This window comes from Proteus penneri (genome assembly GCF_022369495.1).
GTDB lineage: Bacteria > Pseudomonadota > Gammaproteobacteria > Enterobacterales > Enterobacteriaceae > Proteus > Proteus penneri.
The window spans coordinates 1889156-1906236 of record NZ_CP059690.1; the positions used below are offsets into that span (position 1 = coordinate 1889156).

Consider the following 17081-nt stretch of genomic DNA (forward strand, 5'->3'; position numbering starts at 1 on the left):
CAACATTAATTAATTGAATATTTTCCTTTTTATTTCTTTTTAATTAAATTCCTAAATACCAAGTCACCCAATAAATATTGACTTTACATTTAAAAATAAATTAATCCGAAATATAAAAGCGAATAACGCCGTTATTATCTTAAAAGTGATAATACGTTTTGAGGCATTTGGTTTGCTTGCGCTAATACAGAAGTACCCGCTTGTTGCAGTATTTGACCTTTACTCATATTAGACACTTCTGTTGCATAATCAGCGTCTTCTATACGGCTACGTGATGCGGTCAGATTATTAACCGTGTTGCCTAAGTTAGCAATGGTAGAATCTAAACGGTTTTGCACAGCACCCATGGCACTGCGTAGGCTATCAACTTGAGATAATGCTTTATCTAGTGTTGATAATGGATTTTCCACAGCCGGATCGAGGGTCATCGCCGTACCTGTTGCGGCCACTTTGACTGCTGCACCAGCTGTAGCATTGGTGATTGGATCGAGACTAAAATAGTCATCCTTACCATTTTTATCCACAGAGTGAACAACCAGCGTAGATTTATCCTCTTTACCATTAGCATCTAGACCATAAGAAATATCGTAACTTTTCCAATCATTACTGGTAATTTTTGCATCCAAATCCGTTGTATCGAGTTTTTGCATCTCTTTTGTTGGAGAAGTACCAGTTAAAGTGACTTCAACTTCAGTCGCTTTAGAACCGAGCTTGCTTTTTGCTGATAAATCCAATTTATCAACACCCAATGTAGTCGCATCGGTTTTTTTCAGATCAACACTGATTTGTTCTTTATCATGCGCACCCACTTGTAAATTTAATGTACTGTCTTCACTTAACACTTTTACGCCATTAAATTGAGTCTGCGCTGAAATACGGTTAATTTCTGCGGTACGTTGATTCACTTCTTCCTGAATAGATTTAATATCGGAATCTGAATTAGAACCATTTTTTGCTTGGACGGTTAATTCACGAATACGTTGCAGGTTATTATTAATCTCATTCAAGGCCCCTTCTGTAGTTTGCGCAATCGAAATACCATCATTCGCATTACGTGCAGCTTGAGTTAAACCTTTTACATTAGCCGTAAAGCGGTTTGCAATCGCTTGACCCGCTGCGTCATCCTTGGCGCTATTAATGCGTAAGCCAGAAGATAAACGTTGAATTGCATTACCTAATGCACTTTGTGAACGATTCAAATTATTTTGAGTGACCAGTGACAGATAATTGGTATTAATGACTTGTGCCATACAATATTCCTTCGACTTGATTTTAAAATACTTTTAAATGAATAGGGTTGTTATTACGTCGCTGTAATAACGTTGCCTAAACACTATCGTCATCAAATTTACGGGATTTACGATTTTTGGCGTCGTAAAAATAGCAAAAAAAGCCAGTCAGTTAATTTATAAGAAGTAATTAATTGCAGAAAAAAGTAAAAGAAATTGAGAGAAAAAATAAAACTAAAAAAGAGTAGGGTTAAATATAAAATAAAACGACAAAAAAAAGGCCCTCTTACGAGGACCTTTTGAATATAGAAAGGTATCTTTTGTGTCAGTGTACGAATTAACGTAACAGAGACAGAACAGTTTGTGGTACTTGGTTTGCTTGAGCAAGTACAGAAGTACCCGCTTGTTGCAGAATTTGACCACGGCTCATGTTAGACACTTCTGTTGCATAGTCAGCATCTAAGATACGGCTACGTGAAGCAGATAAGTTGTTAACAGTGTTGTTCAGGTTGTTGATAGTAGATTCGAAACGGTTTTGAATCGCACCTAATTTAGAACGGCTTTCATCAATTGTGTTGATAGCTTTGTCTAAAGTTGCTAAAGCGTCATCTTTAACGTCTAAAGTTTTAATTTCTTTAGCATCAGCTTCAACAAATGCTGTTTTCGAAGCACCAGCTTTCAGTGCTAATTTGCCAGCACCATCTTTTTCTAAATCAGCTTTGTTAACAACAAATTTCTCGTCAGCGTCGTTAGTAATGATAACTTTATCTGCATCTGCAGTACCATCTACATTATATGCAAGAGCAGATTTAACAGTGTTACCAGTACCATCGCCAAAAGCAGAGCCAGTAGCTAAAGTATCGGCTGTAACAGCACCACCAGCTTTAATTTCACCTTTTGTAACTTTAGTTTCAGTAAACAGTTTGTCACTTGAAACACCTAACGTATCGTTATCAACTTTATCTAAGTTAAATTTGATAGTTTCGTTATCGTTAGTACCAACCTGAATAGTCATTTCAGCTTTTTCGCCGCTCAGTACTTTAACGCCGTTAAACTGAGTTTGTTCAGAAATACGGTTGATTTCACCAAGACGCTCTTTAACTTCTTCCTGGATTGAAGTGATGTCTGAGTTAGAGTTAGTACCATTTTTAGCTTGAACGGTTAACTCACGGATACGTTGTAAGTTGTTGTTAATTTCGTTCAGTGCACCTTCAGTAGTTTGAGCGATAGAGATACCATCGTTCGCATTACGTGAAGCTTGAGTTAAACCATTTACGTTTGAAGTGAAACGGTTAGCAATCGCTTGACCTGCTGCATCGTCTTTAGCGCTGTTGATACGCAGACCAGAAGACAGACGCTCGATTGCACTTCCTAAAGCTCCCTGAGATTTGTTCAGGTTGTTTTGAGTTACCAGAGATAGATAGTTGGTATTAATGACTTGTGCCATAGCTAGATTCCTTTAAAATCAAGTCGATAAAATAAAAGTTTGCCTATTCATTTTCGGTGTTAATCACCGGCAACAAGTTTATCGGCACCCCACATACAACCTTTAACTTTTCCTACAAATATTTCTGTGTTTTTTTATAGAATCAACATCAAGTCAATGATAAACAAAGAAATTAATTTATTATTTTTTTATTTATTTTTTATCAATTTTTGTCTCAATCCTTTTTCTACCCTTCTAAATTCGACTTTGGTCACCAATGGCAATAAATGGCTTCTATATGGCAGCCTGTTTACGTCATCAAAAATACCAAATAGACGTAAACTTTTCGCCGATTCTACCGATAACGCTTTTTGAGGATTATTTTACGAACACAGAAAGGAGACCGGTATGGCTGGTATTGCTTCACTAGGCGTGGGCTCAGGGATGCCTCTTAGCCAAACATTGGCACAATTAGAGGCGTCGGAAAATAAACGCCTTGAACCCCTAGATAAACAGATGAAAAGCTACGAGGCGAAAATTACCGCTTACGGTAAAATACGCGGACAGCTTGATAAATTACAAAAAGCGTCTGAAGATTTAAAAAAATTCGATAAAATTGTTGCTACAAAAGTCGATGATGAGTTTGATGCTTTTAAAGTCACTACCGATGGTAAAGCCAGCGTGGGTAACTACACTGTTTCTGTTACCCAGTTAGCACAAGCTCAAACATTACAATCAACTAAAGTCTCTGATGTGAAAGAAACTTTAGGTGAAACCTTGGGTGAAGGTAATAAACGCACCTTAGTGATTACCCAAAAAGGTGAAAAAGAGCCATTACGTATTGAATTAGAAGATAAACAAACATCTATTCTCGAACTGCGTGATGCAATCAATAAAAAAGAAGGTAACGTCTCCGCCACGATTGTTAAGGCTAAAGATGGTGAAAACTATTTAGTCCTAACTTCTCGTAAAGAAGGCACAGACTCTAAAATGGAAATCACTGTTGAAGGTGATAATAAACTTAATGAGTTTTTAACAACTTCTTCTGCAAAAGGAATGAAAGAAATCGTTGAAGCAAAAAATGCAGATTTAACGATTAACGGAATTAAAATTGAACGCCAAACCAATGAGATAAAAGATGCCCCTGAAGGGATTGTTTTAAATTTAAAGAAAACGACTGACAGTAATAAAGATAATATTGATAAGCCTGAAATTATTAATGTTGCTCGTGATATTGAGCCGATGAAAAAAGCCATTAAGGCTTGGACAGACGCTTATAACGAGTTAAACAGCACCTACAAATCACTCACTAAATATACGCAAGTAGAAAAAGGTGAAGCGGCATCTAAAGATAATGGTGTATTACTCGGTGATAGCACCAGCCGTATGATTATGTCGGAGCTAAAAAGCTTTGTTACAAGCTCGCAAAGCACTTCAGAGTTAGATACCCTGAATAAAATGGGTATTAAATTTAAGGTTGATGGTTCTTTAGATATTGATAGCAAAAAACTCGATGAAGCGTTAAAAGAGAAACCTGCCAACGTGAAAGAGTTTTTTATGGGTGACGGTAAAGAAACAGGCTTTGGTACTCAAACCTATAATTACCTAAAGAAAACCCTGCAATCTAATGATGGTACTTTAGACATTGCCACTGATGGCGTGAAAAAACGCAAAAAAACATTAGATAGCCAAATTAAAAACACCGAACGTAATATTGCGGCGACGATGGAACGTTATAAAAACCAGTTCCAACAGTTAGATAAAATGGTCAACTCCATGACTAACTCCAGTGCCTCAATCGGCCGTCTATTAATGTAATTTTTAAAAGTAGGATAATATGTATCAACAATCAGCCAGTAAAATGTATGCTCAAATCGACGTTGAAAGCGAGATTTTAAATGCCACGCCTTACCAGCTGATCCAGATCCTATTTAATGGGGCGCTAAGCGCCCTTCGCCGTGCATTAATATTAATGGAACAAGGAAATATCGCCGGTAAAGGCGAAAATATCTCTAAAGCCATTAATATTATTGGTAACGGATTAAAACAAGGTCTGGATAAAGAAAAAGGTGGTGAGCTTGCAGAAAATCTGGAGCTCCTTTATGACTATATGGTTAATCAGCTACTCGATGCTAACTTAAAAAATAACCCAGAAAAAATTCATGAAGTCATCAAGCTCTTAACTGAAATTTCTGATGCTTGGCAACAAATTGGCACACAGATTAATTCTTATTAAATTAGAGTGGACAACAATATGGATATTATGGCGGCTTACGAGCATGTTTTAAAATCAAGTGAGCAAATGTTAACGCTTGCCAAAGATCAGCAATGGGACAAGCTGATAGAAATGGAAATGGATTATTTAAAAAGCGTAGAAAAAATCACTAAGATGGTAAAACCTGCTGACGGTGAGCTGAGACTACAACAACGACTCACGGATATGCTAAAGAAAATCTTAGAGAACGAAAACGAGACGCGAAATTTATTACGGGCTCGTCTAGATGAGCTTGGCATATTAATAAGACAGACTGAACAAGAGCAGAGGGTACAGAATAGCTATGGTCAGTTTACAGAACATAGTTATTATCCTGATCTCAATCTTAAATAACTCTCCTCTGCGCCAAAAGCGGTTTTATTAGCTAATGGCGTCTTTACTTAGAAAAACTATCGCTTGTTATTCAGCTTAACTTGTTATCGGTAACGTTCTTTTTTTTCATTTATCAACTTACCCCCTTTCCTTTTTTTATGTTTTATTAGAGTAAAAATCGCCCACTAAACAGTGAGCGATACATTAATACATTATTGTGTGATCAATAAAATCTTATTTAATCACATCATAAAGTTGCAGATTAGATAAATAATCTGCAGTTAAACCTGCTGATGGATTATATTGTACGCCAAAGATCTCAGAGAATGCTTTACCCTCTTTACCTAGTGAAACCTTACGTTCATCTTTACCTGTGCTTTCATGGATAGAATAGGTTTTACGGCGCATGGCTATATATTTATCTGCATCATTAGCAATATCGGTGTGATAATCCGTAATTTGTGTATCCGTTAAGGCCAATTTATTAGCTAAATCACAACCCCAGCGGGTTAAACAGACTTCGGCAAAATGGCGAACCACTATACCCGGTGCATATAATGCATTTTCACCTTCACTACCATCAATAGACGCATTGCCCACTAATGTGGCATGGCGCCCTGAAATAGGGAAAATATGCATTTTAGTATCAGCAACAACAGTTGGGATCACGCAAGTAAATCCTTTAGAGCGCTCATCTCTTGCATAAAATCCGACATATTCTTTGACGTTTTTACCCAGTGACACTTTTTCAGGTTGAAAATTCAGTGGACCTGGAACGGGATCAATAGCAAAAATATTCACGGGGATATCTTTTAATTGAGGATCTGCCAACATCGTATTTGCTAGCATATGGCAAGTAATTCCTCCACGACTCCACCCCACTAAGTTAACTTGCGTTGGAATAATGCCATCTTTACGGAAGATACGAATAATTTGCTGTTGGAGTTGCTGTTGAGTGACATGGCGATCGCCATAGTCATATTTACGCCATAAAAAAGAGCCTGTGACTTTGACATCTTCAATAGGTATGCCCGCTTTTTTCAGTTGGTTATACTGCTGTTCTGTTAATTTTTCACGTTGCCAATCAAAGTGACCTTTCATTAAACAAAGTGCGTGATTAACATTTTCTTCCCAACCACTGCCAAATAACGAGCCTTTAATATCAGAGTAATTAGGGCTTTCAACCCATAAATCATCTTCTTGCAGATTACCACTACCTGGACCATCAACAATAAACCACTGTGCAAATTCTCGTCCTTGGTTGTTTTGCGCTAAAGTGGAGACTAATTCACCTTGCCAGAAGGTCGGATTATTATTATCAAATGAGTTTGAGCCAGTGCCACATAAATAAACGGTTAATACTGTCATAATTAAATTTCCTTTTATTAATAACTAAAAATCAAAATAATGATTTTTATTTCCTTGTATTGAGCTATTCCTTAGCCCACCAGCACATTAACCATAAGCATTTTTTTATTCAATGAGTAAAAATAAATTAGTAAAGCTGAGATCACATAATGGAACTTTATTTAGGTAAAAGAAATGAAAAAACTCTATCAGATCAATGTAATTAAATTTTATAAGTGGATACCTTACTTTTTTATTAATTCTATTAGTTAATCAGTTCATAAAAAAGTGCATTAAATAACCAAGTTTTAAATTTAAAATAAAAAAATCCCACATTAAATGAATGTAGGATTTCTATTAGGTTGATAGAATTTTTATAAACGATTAAAAGCCACAACTCTCACCGCAGGAATATCAGCTTGTGCTCCTTCAGCAACTTCCTGACATGCTTTATCTAACGCAATATGGGGTGTGATCCCACTTTCTGTTTCTACAATTTTATGTCCGGCGTAGGTATCACCATTTCTGGAACGCACTTTATACGCAATAAACCAATATTCCATATCATCACCGTTTACGTTATTAATCATGTAATTACCATAGCCGTTTATGACCCGCTTTAATGTGATAATAATCAATAATTTTTAGTTTAATAAAATCGTTTTATAAAAAGATGAACTTCATCGTAAGAAATTTAAGCGTACTCTTTCATTTCTGATTGCACTCATTTTTTATTTTTACTGTTTTTTCAAAGTGATCTAATTTATTCAGAATAATTATCAAGGTTTACCATAGAGTAATAAATTAAGTAACTTATTTAACCATTTGATTTTGATCTTTTTTGAAATATAAGAAGGGATAAAATAGCGAGTTGCTTTGATATAGATGTGAAAAAGCACACATCAATAAAATGATGTGTCTATTTTCTCTGTACAAATCGGGGCGCTCATCATCATAAATAGCAAACAATAGTATAAATATTCGAACGTTTAATCACATTCAAAAGCTTATATCATCTATTTAATGATATTGAACCATATGCCCCATTCTGTTTTGATTAGGTACGTCTTTATTGCTATACAAAAGAAAAGCAATCATTAACAAATGATGAGGCACTACACCTGCATGCTCATGATTTCTTGATAAGCAGCGACAAGCTTATTACGCACTTGTATGCCCATTTGTAATGAGATACTGGATTTTTGCATATCTACCATCACATCGTTTAACTCGACTCCAGGTGTACCTAAGGTAAACGCTTGCACTTTGTTAGTTGCATTCACTCGGGTTTCATTAATTTTACCCACAGCTTGAACAAGCTGAGTAGCAAACCCTGCTTGTACTGGCTGGGGTTTTGCAATATTGGATGCTTGCAAAGTCTGGATTTGCATTTTATCCAGAACACTTTCAATAGCTGGAATTGACATATAAACCTCTGCGTTAATCATCTAATTCAATTACTGAATCAATGTCATAGTAAGGAAGTGAACCAACACGCTTACCGAGTTATACCCTAACACAGGGGCTTCATTCCAAAGCGAGTAATTAACGCAAAAGTTAAGGGCTAATTACGCCATTAAATGAAACGCAAAAGGCCAATAATGAGACACCTGAGAGTAGGTTTATTTATTTGCGTAAGGGGAGTCTGTTTTGTTACGCCACGCTTTTAGTATTCATCCCGAACTACAAGGCAAGGATTGTCTATGAATGCCGAAAAAACCGACGTTGTGAACCAGAAAAAGGGTTTTAACGCCATTATTAACCGGATAAAAGCCGATCCGAAAATTCCGCTCATTATTGCGGGCTCGGCGGCGATTGCCATTTTTGTTGCTGCATTTTTATGGTTACAAAGCCCTGATTATAAAGTGCTTTATAGTAATCTTAGCGATAAAGACGGTGGCGAAATTGTCACACAGTTAACACAAATGAACGTACCTTATCGCTTGTCACAAAATGGCTCAGCGATCATGGTGCCTGACAATCAGGTTCATGAATTACGCCTGAAACTCGCGCAAGCGGGACTTCCTAAAGGCGGTGCTGCCGGTTTTGAACTGTTAGATAAAGAAAAGTTCGGGATCAGCCAATTTAGTGAACAGATTAACTATCAACGTGCACTTGAAGGTGAGCTTGCTCGCACTATCGAGACATTAGGTCCTGTACAAAATGCTCGTGTTCATTTAGCACTGCCAAAACCATCTCTTTTTGTTCGTGAACAGAAATCCCCTTCTGCATCCGTTACGGTGGGTCTTTTACAGGGTAGAGCGCTGGATGAAGGTCAAATTAATGCCATCGTGCATATCGTTGCGAGCAGTGTTGCAGGTATGCCTGACAGCAGTGTGACTATCGTTGACCAAAGTGGCAAATTATTGACACAACCAGATGCATTAGGTCGTGATCTTAACTCTATCCAACTGAAATATGTTCAAGAGCTAGAAAGCCGTTATCAGCAACGTATTGAAACGTTATTAGGTCCAATTGTGGGTCGTGGAAACGTTCATGCACAGGTGACAGCTCAAGTTGACTTCTCTCATACAGAAGAAACAGCGGAAGAGTACAAACCAAATCAGCCACCAAATCAAGCCGCCGTGCGTTCAAAACAATTGAGCCAAAGTGAGCAAAATGGTGGCATGTTAGCGGGCGGTGTCCCCGGTGCATTATCTAATCAACCTGTTGCTCCACCACAAGCGCCGATTGAAACGCCAAAGGTACAAGAAGGTGAAAAAACAGAGGGTACCAATGCAACGGGTACTAATCGCTCATTAACGCGCAATCCAAACAGCAATAGCCGTTTAGATGAAACAACCAACTATGAAGTTGATCGCCGAATTCGCCATATCAAACGCCCTGTCGGTAATGTCGAACGTCTTTCTGTTGCTGTTATTGTGAACTACAAAACAGTTGAAAATAAGAAAGAAGCTGCTGAAGGCGAAGAGCCTGTTGTTGAAACTAAACTTGTTCCGCTAACTGATGAGCAAATCCAGCAAATTGAAGGACTTGTTCGTGAAGCGATGGGCTATTCCCAAGAACGTGGTGACTCTTTAAGTGTCGTAAACTCACAGTTCAACGATATTGAAGAGAAAGTGATCACGGTTCCTGTATGGGAAAATCCTGAAATTCTTGCGAAAGCATTAGATTTAGGTCGCTGGTTATTACTTATCATCATCGCATGGATCTTATGGCGCAAACTGGTGAAACCACAGATTGAAAAACGCCGTGAAGCTGAAGCTGCTGCACAGAAAGCCGTGCTGAAAACCAAGCTACAAGTTAAAGATGATGTAGATGAAGCAGAATTAGATGACGAAGCAAGACGTAAACAAGCACGTAAACGTGTCAGTGCCGAATTGCAAAGCCAACGTATCCGTGAAATGGCAGAGAAAGATCCTCGTGTCGTTGCAATGGTAATTCGTGAATGGATGAGTAAAGAGCAATGAGTAATAACTTAACTGGAACCGAAAAAAGCGCCGTTATGTTACTAACACTCGGTGAAGACCGGGCGGCGGAAGTATTTAAACATCTAAGTACACGTGAAGTTCAACAGCTGAGTATTGCAATGTCATCAATGCGCCATATCTCAAATCAGCAATTGATTGATGTTATGGCAAGCTTTGAAGAAGACGCTGTTCAATATGCAGCGTTGAATGTGAATGCGAACGATTATTTACGCTCAGTTCTTGTTAAAGCCTTGGGTGAAGAACGTGCAAATAATCTATTAGATGAGATCTCAGAAACTCGCGAAACAACAACGGGTATCGAGACACTTAACTTTATGGAGCCACAAATGGCTGCCGATATTATCCGCGACGAACATCCGCAGATTATCGCAACCATCTTGGTTCACCTCAAACGGGGCCAAGCAGCAGATATTCTTGCCCTGTTTGATGAGAAATTACGTAATGACGTGATGTTACGTATCGCAACATTTGGTGGTGTTCAACCGTCAGCATTAGCAGAGTTAACTGAAGTACTGAATAACCTGCTTGATGGTCAAAACCTCAAACGCAGTAAAATGGGTGGTGTTCGTACTGCTGCTGAAATCATCAACTTGATGAAGAGTCAGCAAGAAGAGAATGTCATTACTGCGGTTCGCGATTACGACGGCGAATTGGCACAAAAAATTATCGACGAAATGTTCCTGTTCGAAAACCTTATCGATATCGACAACCGTTCTATCCAGCGCATTCTGCAGGAAGTGGAATCCGACTCCTTGGTTGTGGCATTGAAAGGATGCGATCAAGAGCTGCGCGATCACTTCCTCAACAATATGTCGCAACGTGCTGCTGAAATCATGCGTGATGATTTGAATTCTCGCGGCCCTGTTCGTATGTCTCAAGTGGAAGCAGAGCAGAAAGCAATTCTGCTTGTGGTACGCAAATTAGCAGAGACTGGAGAGGTTGTTCTTCATGGAGGAGACGATACCTATGTCTGATAAACATACTGATACTAACTGGAAGCCTTGGGTTCCCAAAGAACTCACTGATTGGGCATTAACTGTCGAGGAAACGGCAGAAGACGAAAAGGAAGTCGAAAAACAGGAAAAAGAAGTCGTTCAGCAACAGAAAGTTCTTGAGCAAATTAATATGCTTGATGACATGAAAGAAAAGGCTCAGAAATTGGGCCACGCTGAAGGCTTTGAGGCAGGGAAAAACCAGGGTTATCAGGAAGGCTATCAGGCTGGATTACAATCAGGTATTGAAGAAGGTATTCGCCAAGGCATTGCTCAACAATCACCATTAATTAATGAGTGGCAAGGGTTGTTAGCTGAATTTAGGCACTCTTTAAATGGGTTAGACAGTGTTATTGCTTCGCGTTTAATGCAAATCGCCCTCACTGCGGCAAAAGAAGTTCTCGGTCAGCCTGCGGTTTGTGATGGTTCTGCATTGCTTGCACAAATAACCTTAATGTTGCAACAAGAACAAATGTTCTCAAGCAATCCACAGTTACGAGTGAATCCAAAACATATTCCACAAATTGAAAAAGAACTGGGTGATTCCCTTTCTGCTCATGGTTGGAAAGTGGTTGCCGATAACAGTATTCATGTGGGTGGATGCCGTGTTGTAACAAATGATGGCGATCTTGATGCCACGATTGCAACTCGTTGGCATGAGCTTTGCCGTCTTGCTGCACCGGAGGCGTTGTAATGACAGCAAGATTGGGGCGTTGGTTAGAAAAACTCAGTGAAGCAGAAGCGCGTTTAAATAAAATTCCGCGTGTACGTCAATATGGTCGTTTAACCAGAGCTACAGGTTTAGTCATGGAAGCTAAGGGGCTTGTTATGCCTCTTGGCTCTACATGTTTAATAGAACGTACTATCGGTAAAACGGTTGAAGAAGTCGAAAGCGAAGTGGTTGGGTTTAATGGTAGCCAGATGTTGTTAATGCCTTTACAAGAAGTGGAGGGATTAACACCAGGTGCTCGTGTTTATGCACAAGCCACACCCGGTGGTGAAAATGAAGGTCGCCAATTACCACTAGGTGATGCGTTATTAGGACGTGTTTTAGATGGTTCTGGTTACCCTTTAGATGGTTTACCACCACCGGATACAGGTTATCGTGCCCCACTCATTACGCCACCGATCAACCCACTACAACGTACCCCTATTACTGATGTACTGGATGTGGGCGTGCGTGCAATCAATTCACTGTTGACCGTAGGTCGTGGTCAGCGTATGGGGCTGTTCGCTGGCTCTGGTGTAGGTAAAAGTGTGCTATTAGGCATGATGGCACGTTTTACTCAAGCGGATGTCATTGTTGTTGGCTTAATCGGTGAACGTGGTCGTGAAGTTAAAGACTTTATCGAGAATATCCTTGGTACTGAAGGCTTAGCTCGTTCTGTTGTTGTTGCCGCCCCCGCAGACGTATCACCACTGCTTCGTATGCAAGGGGCTTCTTATGCCACACGTATTGCTGAAGATTTTCGCGATAGAGGTAAACATGTCCTGTTAATTATGGACTCACTCACCCGTTACAGTATGGCACAACGTGAAATTGCTCTTGCTGTTGGTGAGCCACCTGCAACCAAAGGTTATCCACCTTCTGTCTTTGCTAAATTGCCCGCACTGGTCGAACGTGCAGGAAATGGCGTTGATGGTGGCGGTTCTATCACGGCTTTCTATACTGTTTTAACAGAAGGTGATGACCAGCAAGATCCTATTGCAGATTCTGCACGTGCGATTTTAGATGGCCACATTGTGCTTTCGCGTTCTCTTGCAGAATCCGGGCACTACCCTGCTATCGATATCGAAGCTTCTATTAGCCGTGCAATGACGTCACTGATTGATAAAACACATTATCGTCGCGTACAAATGTTTAAACAGCTTTTATCTAATTATCAACGTAACCGCGATTTAATTAACGTAGGTGCTTATGCGGCGGGTAGTGATCCTATGCTTGATAAAGCCATTGCTCTTTATCCATCTCTCGCGAAGTTCTTACAACAAGATATCCAAGAGCAATGCAGTTATCAAAGTGCATGTGAGCAACTTAATCAACTGATCACAATAAACTAATTCTGAACATAATCAGAGAAAGTAAAGAGGGTTCCAATGCGGGAGCAGTCACCTTTAGTGACACTGAGAGAACTGGCACAGACAGCGGCTGAACAAGCCGCTATTCAACTGGCTCAGGTCCGGCAGAGTCATCAACAAATGGAACAACAACTCAATATGTTGATTGGGTATCAGGATGAATACCGTGTACGTCTAAATGAAACGTTAAATTTAGGGGGGATGTCGTCAGCATCGTGGCAAAACTACCAACAATTTCTCAAAACGCTCGAATTGACTATCGAACAACATAAACAGCAACTTCAACATTGGCAGGCGCAACTCGATCTTGCAACTGAACAATGGAGAGAAAAACAGCAACGACTCAATGCATTTGAGACTTTGGAGCAACGCGCTGAAGATAGCCGTAAGCGACATCTTGATCGTATTGAACAGAAACAAATGGATGAGTACGCACAGCGTAGTACTTTACGGAGAACAACTTGATGGAGATAACGCTTCTGACCATGGATGTCGCTGCAGCCTCTCCGGGAACGACATCTGCTTCAAATAGTCAACCCGGTGATAATGCCCCGACATTTGCTCAGCTTTTGGGCTCTCAACCTCAAAATGCGCAGAGTGATAAAAAAACAGCCAATATCACAAATCATTCAACAAAAGAAAATAAGGCGCATTCACACTCTGATGAAGACAAAACAAAAGAAGACGGTAGTCATCTTGCGTCTGCCACTACAGAACCTAGTGTGATAGAAGATTCATCTCTTGAGAAATCTCAATTGGCTCTTACTTTGCCAGATAATGAACAATTTGCGGCTATTGTTGAAAATAAAAATCCTTCTTTATTAATGTCAGCAGAAGAGCTTGCTGCCGAACTGCCGGTTCAATTAGCAGGATTACCGGGATTAAAACGCCTAACCCTTCCTTCAGAACAACTGACTCAAGCATTACAACAGCATCAATCAGTTAAAGGTGATGAAGGCTTAGCCTCGTTAGCGCGTACTCTTTCAAAAGATAGCGATATGTCGGAATTCAACCTTGCCGACAAGCTCAATCTATCAAAATCAGATGAAAAGTCCTTGTTAACCCAGCTACGACCAGAAGCAACAGCATTAGCAACAGAAAGTACACTTGTCGGTGCTAATCAGACAGAAAAACCTTCTGCGAAAAAAGGAGATAGCGTCGCAACACTTTTAACGCCAACAGCCGAAAAAGTGAATGCATTGCTAAACAGCGACAAGCAAGTTACAAATGCAAAATTAGCGGATAATGTTGCTCAGCAAATAGTAACAAGTAATCGCGTTGTAGAAAGCGATCTTCACAGTACACTTTCTACCTCTTCTTCTTTGGCTTCACAAGGCATTACGGGCCATGCTCACTCATCAACACAACCACAAATGCAATTTTCACCGATGGCAACACAGGTACTCAATGCACAAGTGGGAACACAAGAGTGGCAACAGCAACTCAATCAACAAATTGTGATGTTTAGCCGTAATGGCTTACAAAAGGCAGAGCTACGCTTACACCCTGAAGAGCTAGGTTCATTACATATCCGCATGAAAATAGAAGATGGGCAAGCACAGCTACACCTAGCTTCACAAAACGGCCAAGTTCGTTCTGTATTAGAAAATGCCATGCATCAATTGCGTCAAGCGCTCTCTGAAAATGGGATCCAGCTCACGCAGAGTCAGGTGTCTAGCGACACTAATGACAGTTGGCAACAACAAAATATGTCAGATTCCTCTCAATTTAGTGGAGATGGTGCCGATAATCATCAAGGAAGCGAGGGTAATTCACTGCAATTAGCCTCTGAAACGGCACTACAAAAGATAACGCTTACGCCTCAAGAATTAGCATCTGCTCGTGGTGGTGTTGATATTTTCGCCTAATACAAATGTATTGGGAGGACACACTATGTCAATAAACGTAAGAGTTAATGGTTTTTTCCCTATCTGTTTCTGCAATTAAAAAACAGAAATAGCGGGATAATTAAGGTTGATTTAGATGGATATGGAAGTCCACAACAGTGAACACGTATCCACTACAAAACAGGAATTTAACTGTCCATGTCTAATTACAGCAATGAACGTAAAAGCTATAGCTTAATTCTGATCATCGTACTATTGGTGATCGCCATTATTGCAGCGGCATTCGGTGGATATAGTTGGTGGGCATTGAAGCATGCTAAATCAGGTTCAGCGGGCACAAGTCAGCAAAAAGTTATACCAGCACCCGTTTTTATGTCATTAGAACCCTTTACGGTAAATCTAATTGATGACGAAGAACACTTAGACAGAGTGCTCTACATAGGGATCACATTAAGATTACATAATGAAGACACTCGTAAGCGTCTACATGATTATTTACCTGAAGTTCGTAGCCGCTTGTTATTACTGCTTTCTCGTCAACAGGCTAATAAGCTCGCGACAGACAATGGAAAACTCCAGCTAATGACGGATGTAAAAGAAACGCTGAGACCGACTCTCGTACCGGGAGAATCAGAACAGATCCTCTCCGATGTACTGTTTACCACGTTTATTCTGCGATAATCATTATGAGCGATAATATCCTTTCACAGGCAGAGATTGATGCTCTGCTGAATGATGACACATCAGGTGACGACGCCAAAAAAAGCGCGAACAGGGAACCTGCGATAGCGAAGGATCCGAATGAACCGGATATTCAGCCTTATGACCCCAACACGCAACGTCGTGTGGTTCGAGAACGTTTACAGTCGTTAGAGATTATTAACGAACGCTTTGCGCGTCAATTTCGTATGGGGCTGTTTAACATGCTTCGTCGGAGTCCTGACATTACTGTTGGTGGCATTAAAATTCACCCATATCACGACTTTGCTCGTAATTTACCTGTGCCAACGAACCTTAACTTGGTGCATTTAAAGCCTTTACGAGGAACAGCATTATTTACTTTTGAACCCAATCTGGTTTATATCGCGGTAGATAACCTGTTTGGTGGTGATGGCCGTTTTCCAATCCCTGTGGAAGGGCGTGAATTTACCAACACAGAGCAACGGATCATCAACAAAATGTTGAAATTGGCACTTGATGCCTACCGTGATGCTTGGGATTCCATATTTAAAATTCAGGTGGAATATGTTCGTTCTGAAATGCAGGTGAAATTTACCAATATCACCTCATCACCGAATGATATTGTTGTTACGACACCTTTTCAGGTAGAAATTGGTTCCATGGTTGGGGAATTTAGTATTTGTATTCCATTTGCCATGATTGAGCCATTACGTGAACGACTGATCAATCCACCAATTGAAAATGTTCGTCAAGAAGATGGGGTTTGGTTAGATAGTTTAGTCAACCAAGTTCAGCATTCAGAGCTTGAACTGGTCGCAAACTTTACTGACATCCCACTGCGCTTATCAAAAGTGTTAACACTTAAAGAAGGGGATGTTATCCCGATTGATAAACCAGAAAGATTGATTGCACATGTTGATGGTGTGCCCGTATTAACAAGCCAATACGGTACAGTAAATGGGCAATATGCCCTTCGGGTTGAACACCTAATTAACCCTGTTTTAAACGCTCTGGATGAGGAACAAACCAATGAGTGATGCAAATCGCCCAACTGATAATTCACAATCGGCTGAGGATATGTGGGCTGATGCAATGGAACAGCAAACTGGTAAAAGCCAGGATAATAGTTCCGATCTATTTGAACATCTTTTACCTGAAGACGACACACTGAACCATCTATCTGACATTAATTTGATTATGGATATTCCTGTCAAATTAACAGTAGAGTTAGGTCGCACCAAAATGACCATTAAAAAATTACTTAGCCTGTCACAAGGTTCTGTCGTTTCACTGGATGGTTTAGCTGGTGAGCCTCTTGATATTCTTATCAATGGCTATTTAATCGCTCAAGGTGAAGTTGTGGTTGTTTCTGATAAATATGGTATTCGCATTACCGATATCATTACACCATCAGAACGTATGCGTCGCCTGAGCCGTTAAT

The 17081-nt window shown here is 39.9% G+C and carries 17 protein-coding genes; 12 read left to right on the forward strand and 5 right to left on the reverse strand.

Translation table 11 applies throughout. The annotated features are described in order from the left end of the window. Positions 1–134 precede the first annotated feature (134 nt). Together H1225_RS08615 and H1225_RS08620 are read right to left on the reverse strand one after the other, a co-directional pair. A complete protein-coding gene (locus H1225_RS08615; protein ID WP_219515212.1) occupies positions 135–1250 on the reverse strand; it encodes a FliC/FljB family flagellin in 1116 nt (371 codons plus the stop codon). Positions 1251–1566: 316 nt separating this feature from the next. Then, complete coding sequence (locus tag H1225_RS08620) at positions 1567–2676, reverse strand: FliC/FljB family flagellin (RefSeq protein ID WP_109847295.1); 1110 nt, start codon at positions 2674–2676, stop codon at positions 1567–1569. Positions 2677–3063: 387 nt separating this feature from the next. On the opposite strand from H1225_RS08620, the gene fliD reads away from it, so the two are divergent. The 3 genes from fliD to fliT are packed head-to-tail and all read left to right on the forward strand — an operon-like array spanning position 3064 to position 5263. Next, a complete protein-coding gene (fliD, locus tag H1225_RS08625) occupies positions 3064–4473 on the forward strand; it encodes a flagellar filament capping protein FliD (RefSeq protein WP_109847294.1) in 1410 nt (469 codons plus the stop codon). Positions 4474–4492: 19 nt separating this feature from the next. Next, complete coding sequence (gene fliS, locus H1225_RS08630) at positions 4493–4891, forward strand: flagellar export chaperone FliS (RefSeq protein ID WP_023581844.1); 399 nt, start codon at positions 4493–4495, stop codon at positions 4889–4891. 18 nt (positions 4892–4909) lie between these two features. Further along, positions 4910–5263, forward strand: a complete 354-nt coding sequence (fliT, locus tag H1225_RS08635; protein ID WP_006533138.1) for a flagellar protein FliT — start codon at positions 4910–4912, stop codon at positions 5261–5263. Between the two features lie 213 nt (positions 5264–5476). On the opposite strand, the gene H1225_RS08640 is transcribed toward fliT, so the two are convergent. The 3 genes from H1225_RS08640 to fliE all read right to left on the reverse strand — a co-directional run bounded on the left by H1225_RS08640 (position 5477) and on the right by fliE (position 8016). After that, on the reverse strand, positions 5477–6610 hold the full coding sequence (locus H1225_RS08640) for a hypothetical protein (protein ID WP_239739671.1): 1134 nt from the start codon (positions 6608–6610) through the stop codon (positions 5477–5479). A gap of 353 nt (positions 6611–6963) precedes the next feature. Further along, complete coding sequence (locus H1225_RS08645) at positions 6964–7179, reverse strand: hypothetical protein (protein WP_006533140.1); 216 nt, start codon at positions 7177–7179, stop codon at positions 6964–6966. A gap of 525 nt (positions 7180–7704) precedes the next feature. After that, positions 7705–8016 carry a flagellar hook-basal body complex protein FliE gene (gene fliE, locus H1225_RS08650; RefSeq protein ID WP_072063097.1) on the reverse strand — a complete coding sequence of 104 codons (312 nt, stop codon included), beginning with the start codon at positions 8014–8016 and terminating at the stop codon, positions 7705–7707. A 276-nt stretch (positions 8017–8292) separates the two neighbouring features. On the opposite strand from fliE, the gene fliF reads away from it, so the two are divergent. The 9 genes from fliF to fliN all read left to right on the forward strand — a co-directional run bounded on the left by fliF (position 8293) and on the right by fliN (position 17080). Then, a complete protein-coding gene (fliF, locus tag H1225_RS08655; RefSeq protein ID WP_109847292.1) occupies positions 8293–10020 on the forward strand; it encodes a flagellar basal-body MS-ring/collar protein FliF in 1728 nt (575 codons plus the stop codon). Next, entirely contained in the window at positions 10017–11015 is a 999-nt protein-coding gene (fliG, locus tag H1225_RS08660) for a flagellar motor switch protein FliG (protein ID WP_006533145.1), read from the forward strand. The genes fliF and fliG overlap by 4 nt, the downstream gene beginning before the upstream one ends. Then, positions 11008–11727 carry a flagellar assembly protein FliH gene (gene fliH, locus H1225_RS08665; RefSeq protein ID WP_072063099.1) on the forward strand — a complete coding sequence of 240 codons (720 nt, stop codon included), beginning with the start codon at positions 11008–11010 and terminating at the stop codon, positions 11725–11727. Before fliG ends, fliH begins: the two co-directional genes overlap by 8 nt. After that, entirely contained in the window at positions 11727–13094 is a 1368-nt protein-coding gene (gene fliI / locus H1225_RS08670; RefSeq protein WP_006533148.1) for a flagellar protein export ATPase FliI, read from the forward strand. Before fliH ends, fliI begins: the two co-directional genes overlap by 1 nt. Positions 13095–13130: 36 nt before the next feature. Next, positions 13131–13577: a flagellar export protein FliJ gene (gene fliJ / locus H1225_RS08675; RefSeq protein ID WP_006533149.1), complete on the forward strand. Its 447-nt coding sequence runs from the start codon at positions 13131–13133 to the stop codon at positions 13575–13577. After that, on the forward strand, positions 13577–14980 hold the full coding sequence (locus H1225_RS08680; protein ID WP_006533150.1) for a flagellar hook-length control protein FliK: 1404 nt from the start codon (positions 13577–13579) through the stop codon (positions 14978–14980). The genes fliJ and H1225_RS08680 overlap by 1 nt, the downstream gene beginning before the upstream one ends. A 177-nt stretch (positions 14981–15157) precedes the next feature. After that, positions 15158–15640, forward strand: coding sequence for a flagellar basal body-associated protein FliL (gene fliL, locus H1225_RS08685; protein WP_006533151.1), 483 nt, complete (start codon positions 15158–15160; stop codon positions 15638–15640). Between the two features lie 5 nt (positions 15641–15645). Continuing rightward, positions 15646–16677, forward strand: a complete 1032-nt coding sequence (fliM, locus tag H1225_RS08690) for a flagellar motor switch protein FliM (protein WP_006533152.1) — start codon at positions 15646–15648, stop codon at positions 16675–16677. Then, entirely contained in the window at positions 16670–17080 is a 411-nt protein-coding gene (gene fliN / locus H1225_RS08695) for a flagellar motor switch protein FliN (RefSeq protein ID WP_006533153.1), read from the forward strand. Before fliM ends, fliN begins: the two co-directional genes overlap by 8 nt. The last annotated feature ends 1 nt before the right edge of the window (position 17081 follow it).